Source organism: Kitasatospora sp. NPDC015120, from assembly GCF_043080305.1.
Classification (GTDB): Bacteria; Actinomycetota; Actinomycetes; order Streptomycetales; family Streptomycetaceae; genus Kitasatospora.
Window position 1 is genome coordinate 1 of sequence record NZ_JBIBVJ010000044.1, and the last position, 4988, is coordinate 4988.

Below are 4988 nucleotides of genomic sequence, written 5' to 3' on the forward strand. Positions count from 1 at the left end.
ACTCTTCTTCGCCGCACACGGCATCACCCGTATCGAGCGCGTGATCACCGACAACGGATCATGCTATCGGGCAGCAGATTTCACCGTTTCACTCCGCGAAGCTCGGCACTACCGCATCAAGCCGTACACCCCGAAACACAACGGGAAAGTCGAACGCTACAACCGCATCCTCGCCGAAGAACTGCTGTACTCCCGCGAGTACACCAGCGAAGCTGAGCGGCGCACTGCCGTCGAAGTCTGGAATGTTCACTACAATTACCACCGACCGCATTCAGCACGCGGAGGACGACCGCCCGCCGCTTACCGCCGGCACCGCGTCACCAACGTCCGTTCCTCCTACAACTGATATGTAGAGAAATTTGTCAAGGGACAGGTGGAAACGGCCTCGGGAACGGCAGTTCCCGAGGCCGTTTCCGTTTCGGTCGACGGACATGAAGAACGGCGGGTGACATGTCGATATTCACGACTCGTGGTCAGACTGATATACGCGGGTTGGCTACCGCAGGACGACTGTTCGGCAGGAACGGTGCTGCTGCTCTAGGGTCGGGCGTCGCAATCGGTTCCAATTTCGGAACCTGTTGCTGCCCATAGTTGTTTTCGCAGATCGTTCCTCACGCTGCCATCACGCCCTTTGCGATTGTCTATCGACCGAAATCTAGGGGAAGGACAAGCTCAGGGCTGGTCGTCGACGACCGCCAGCGACCAACACCATCCCGCAAGTTCTCTGGCTACGGCGACATTGGCGATCACCGGACGCTTCTTACGGGCGGTGAACTGCTCCCACCGATGATGCAGGCGGTGGTTGCCGGCATGCCCACGAGCACGCGCAGCGGGGCTGGCTTTCGCCCATCGAGTGCGCATGACCTGTCCAGGGTTGCGGTAGATCTTGCGGTGATGCCATGCTGCCTCGACCAACAACCGACGTGCATGACCGTTGCCGGTCTTGGTGATCGAACCCTGTGATCGTGATGTCCCCGAAGAGTATTCACTCGGCACCAGGCCGACATAGGAACCGATGGTGCTCCCCGTAAATCGCTGCCAGTCGCCGATCTCGACCGCCAACCCGAACCCGGTCAAAGTAGAGATTCCGCGTAAACATCCCAAACGGTGCACCATCGGCGTGTAGGGACTGTTCTCCGCCATCTCCTCGATCGCCGTATCCAGTCGGTCACGGCGGCTTCGGGTGAGCAGCATCGCTTCATAGTTCGAGTCGAACGTGGCCTGCAACGCCGACTGCTCGAACCTCTGACTTCGTAGCCACACATCATGCGCACCAGTCCACGCCGCACCACCAGAATAGACAATGCCCTGCCGCAGAAGAAGTTTCGACAAGCGATGTCGGCATCGCATCAGATCCCCGCGAGCATCCTCACGGGCACGGACCAGATCTCGGGCTGCCTCTTGTTCTACCGAAGGGACCGTGACCTCGACGATCTCGTCCAGTCGGAGCAACCGCGCCAGATGCAGCGCGTCGCGAGCATCGGTCTTGACGCGGTCACCAGCAGGTCTCTGCAATTTCGACGGCGCAACCACCACGCACTCCACACCCGCTTGATTCAGAGCTCGGTACAGGCCGAATCCGGTCGGTCCGGCCTCGTAGACGGCTTTCACCGGACCCGGCAACGAACGCAACCAGGCGAGGATCTCACCGGAGTCCGGACATAATCGTTGTTTCCATACTTCACCGGTTTGACCGTCGATCGCACATGCCACTACAGACAGTGCGTGCACGTCCAATCCGACACTCGTACGCTGATACATCACCGGGGCCTCCTGCAAATGTAGGCACTACCGATCCAGGCTTCGCCTACTCGGCAACCCACGGCAACTTGCAAGCGAGTCCCCGGCCCGAAACGGGCCGACCCTCATACCGGGAGTGTCCGATTAACGGTGGATCCGACCTTGATGTCGGTTAGTTACCGTTCAGGGTGATGCGTCCTTCGAAGGTGATCGCAAACGCATTGAGCGCGGGCTTCCACCTCATTGCCCATCGTGCCTTACCTTTCCCTGTCGGGTCCAGAGCACGCGTGGCCAAGTACAAGCATTTGAGCGCCGCCTGCTCAGTCGGGAAGTGCCCACGCGCCCGTACTGCGCGCCTGTAGCGAGCGTTGACAGACTCGATCGCGTTCGTCGAGCAGATGACGCGCCTGATCTCGACGTCGTAGTCCAGGAACGGAACGAACTCACTCCACGCGTTGTCCCACATCTTGATAATCGCTGGATACTGCTGCCCCCATTTCTGCGTGAACTCAGCGAATCGTTCCCTGGCCGCAAACTCCGACGGAGCGGTGTAGACAGGTTTGAGATCACGCGCCATCGCATCCCAATATTTACGAGAGGCAAAGCGAAAAGTGTTGCGTATCAGATGAATAATGCACGTCTGCACCACAGCGAGTTCCCAGACGGTGTTGATCGCTTCAGGCAATCCTTTGAGTCCGTCGCACACAACGATGCAGACGTCCGCCACACCACGGTTCTTGATCTCGGTCAGGACCGAGAGCCAGAACTTTGCGCCCTCTCCGCCCTCGCCGGCCCAGATCCCGAGGATGTCGCGTTCGCCATTGACGGTGACGCCGATCGCGACATACATCGGCCGGTTGGTGACCTGCCCATCGCGAACCTTCACGTGCACCGCATCGATGAACATCACCGGATACACCCGATCAAGTGGCCGGTTCTGCCACTCCGTCATTTCCCCGACGACCTTGTCGGTGATCCGCGAGATCGTGTCCTTCGACACCGACGCTCCGTAAATATCTTGAAAGTGCGCGGATATCTCGCCGGTCGTCAAACCCTTTGCCGTCAATGACAATACGATCTCATCGATACCCGTCAAGCGTCGCTGACGCTTCTTAACAATCTGCGGGTCGAACGAAGAATCGACGTCGCGTGGCACTTCGATCTCCACCGGCCCGATCTCAGTGAGCACCGTCTTCGAACGGGTACCGTTCCTCGAGTTGCCGCTGCCGCGGCCGGCGGCATCGTGCTTCTCGTAGCCCAGGTGCTCGGTCATCTCCGCGTCTAACGCGGTCTCTAGGACGTTTTTGGTGAGTTGATTGAGGAGTCCGTTCGGGCCCATCAACTCCACGCCCTGCTCCTTGGCCTGAGCCAGGAGCTGCTCGGCCAACTGCTTCTGATCCACCTCAGTCTCTGCCATGGGATCAAGTGTTTCGGTCATCGTCGATCCTTCCCGCCAAGCTCAGCTCGGCGTGTTGAATCAAGGACCGGATCCACCGTTATTCAGACAGTCCCGCCGCAGCCCGGCGGCGTGACAGAGGTGACGGTGAGCGTCGCTGCAGTCGTGGTCGCCGTGCCGCGGGTCTATCTCTTTAACGGTGTTTCGGCGGATTTCCATCAGTAAGTTTCAGATCCTGGCCAACGATCGGCGAACGTGATCGCAAACGCGTTCAGAGCGGGCTTCCACCTCGTTATCCATCGTGCCTGGCCCTTGCCTGTCGGGTCGAGCGAACGTGTCACCAAATACAGACACTTCAGCGCAGCCGCCTCGGTAGGGAAATGGCCACGAGCTTTCACCGCCCTCCGATAGCGGGCATTGAGGGACTCAATCGCGTTGGTAGAGCAGAGCACTCGCCGTATCTCTGTGTCGTAATCGAGGAACGGAATGAACTCCTGCCAAGCGTTGGTCCACAATCGGATGATCGCCGGATACCTCTCACCCCAGTGCTCGGCGAGATCGTCCAGCCCCGCGTGAGCGGCAGCCTCGGTCGGTGCCGTGTAGATCGGTCTGAGATCGTGTTTGAGTGCGTCCCAGTGTTGACGTCCCGAGAGCCGAAAGGTGTTGCGGATCAAATGCACGACGCACGTTTGTACCGTCGTGGCCGGCCATACGTTCTCGACGACTTCCGGCAGGCCTTTCAATCCGTCGCAGACCAGGAAGAACACATCCCGAGTGCCGCGATTGCGAATGTCCGTCAGCACGGACATCCAGAATTTGGCGCCCTCACCGCCGGTGCCGGCCCACAATCCGAGCACGTCGCGCCGTCCGTCGAGACTGACGCCGATCGCCGCGTAGATCGGCCGGTTTGCGACCTGCCCGTCTCGAACTTTGACGACGATCGCATCGACGAAAACTGCCGCGTACACCTCGTCGAGCGGACGGGCAGACCAGTCCTGCATCTCCTCGAGGACCTTGTCGGTGATCCGCGAGATGGTCTCCTTCGAGACCGAGGCCCCGTAGATTTCAGCGAAATGCGAACTGATTTCACCAGTCGTTAATCCTTTGGCGTACAACGACAACACGATCTCATCGACCCCGTTCAATCGACGTTGGCGTTTCTTGACGATCTGCGGCTCGAACGTCCCTTCCCGATCACGAGGGACCTCGATCGGGACATGCCCACTGGCCTCGGTCAACACCGTTTTCGACCGAGTCCCGTTGCGAATATTCGTAGACTCCCGATCGGCCGGAGCTTGGTTCTTGTCGTGCCCGAGGTGCTCGGTCATCTCCTCGTTCAGTGCGGTTTCCAGAACGGTTTTGGTGAACTGCTTGAGCAAACCGTCCGGCCCGGTCAGCGACAGGCCCTGCTCCTTGGCCAGGCGCACCAACTCCGCGGCCGCCGCAGCTTCCGCGGAGGGCTCGGCCCTCTTCTTCGTCACATTCTCCAGTGTCGTCATCTCGGCACCTCCTCGCCGAGCATTCACTCAGCGTCTCGGGCCAAAACACCGATTACGAAACAGTCCCCGGACGCAGGCCTCGCAGTCCTGGTGGGCTGTACACTTCTCGCTGCGGCTGCGCTGTTGGGGTATACGTGGTGGTCGTGGAACTCTTCCGCACCACGGCGGGCAGAAGACATGGCTGATGATTATGTGTTGACCCACGGGGGTTTCCGAGCCAATTCTGTTGTATTTGAGCGCTCTCGCCGCCGATCCCACGGCCAAAGGAACGGCGGCGCATCGGGACCCTGCCGATGGGTTGGCTCGAATGGAGGGAAAGGCTGCGGACACAGGGCGGTACCGCGTCGGTTTTG

4 protein-coding genes are annotated in these 4988 nt (G+C 59.8%); 1 reads left to right on the forward strand and 3 read right to left on the reverse strand.

What is annotated here, in order from left to right; translation table 11 throughout:
• On the forward strand, window positions 1-346 hold a 346-nt coding region (locus ACF1AK_RS36025), incomplete at its 5' end, for an integrase core domain-containing protein (RefSeq protein ID WP_391503051.1).
• A gap of 326 nt (window positions 347-672) precedes the next feature.
• On the opposite strand, the gene ACF1AK_RS36030 is transcribed toward ACF1AK_RS36025, so the two are convergent.
• The 3 genes from ACF1AK_RS36030 to ACF1AK_RS36040 all read right to left on the reverse strand — a co-directional run bounded on the left by ACF1AK_RS36030 (window position 673) and on the right by ACF1AK_RS36040 (window position 4635).
• Window positions 673-1761, reverse strand: a complete 1089-nt coding sequence (locus ACF1AK_RS36030) for an IS110 family transposase (RefSeq protein WP_003942584.1) — start codon at window positions 1759-1761, stop codon at window positions 673-675.
• A gap of 151 nt (window positions 1762-1912) precedes the next feature.
• Window positions 1913-3178: an IS256 family transposase gene (locus ACF1AK_RS36035; protein WP_003943361.1), complete on the reverse strand. Its 1266-nt coding sequence runs from the start codon at window positions 3176-3178 to the stop codon at window positions 1913-1915.
• Between the two features lie 176 nt (window positions 3179-3354).
• On the reverse strand, window positions 3355-4635 hold the full coding sequence (locus ACF1AK_RS36040) for an IS256 family transposase (protein ID WP_030537341.1): 1281 nt from the start codon (window positions 4633-4635) through the stop codon (window positions 3355-3357).
• Between the last annotated feature and the right edge of the window lie 353 nt (window positions 4636-4988).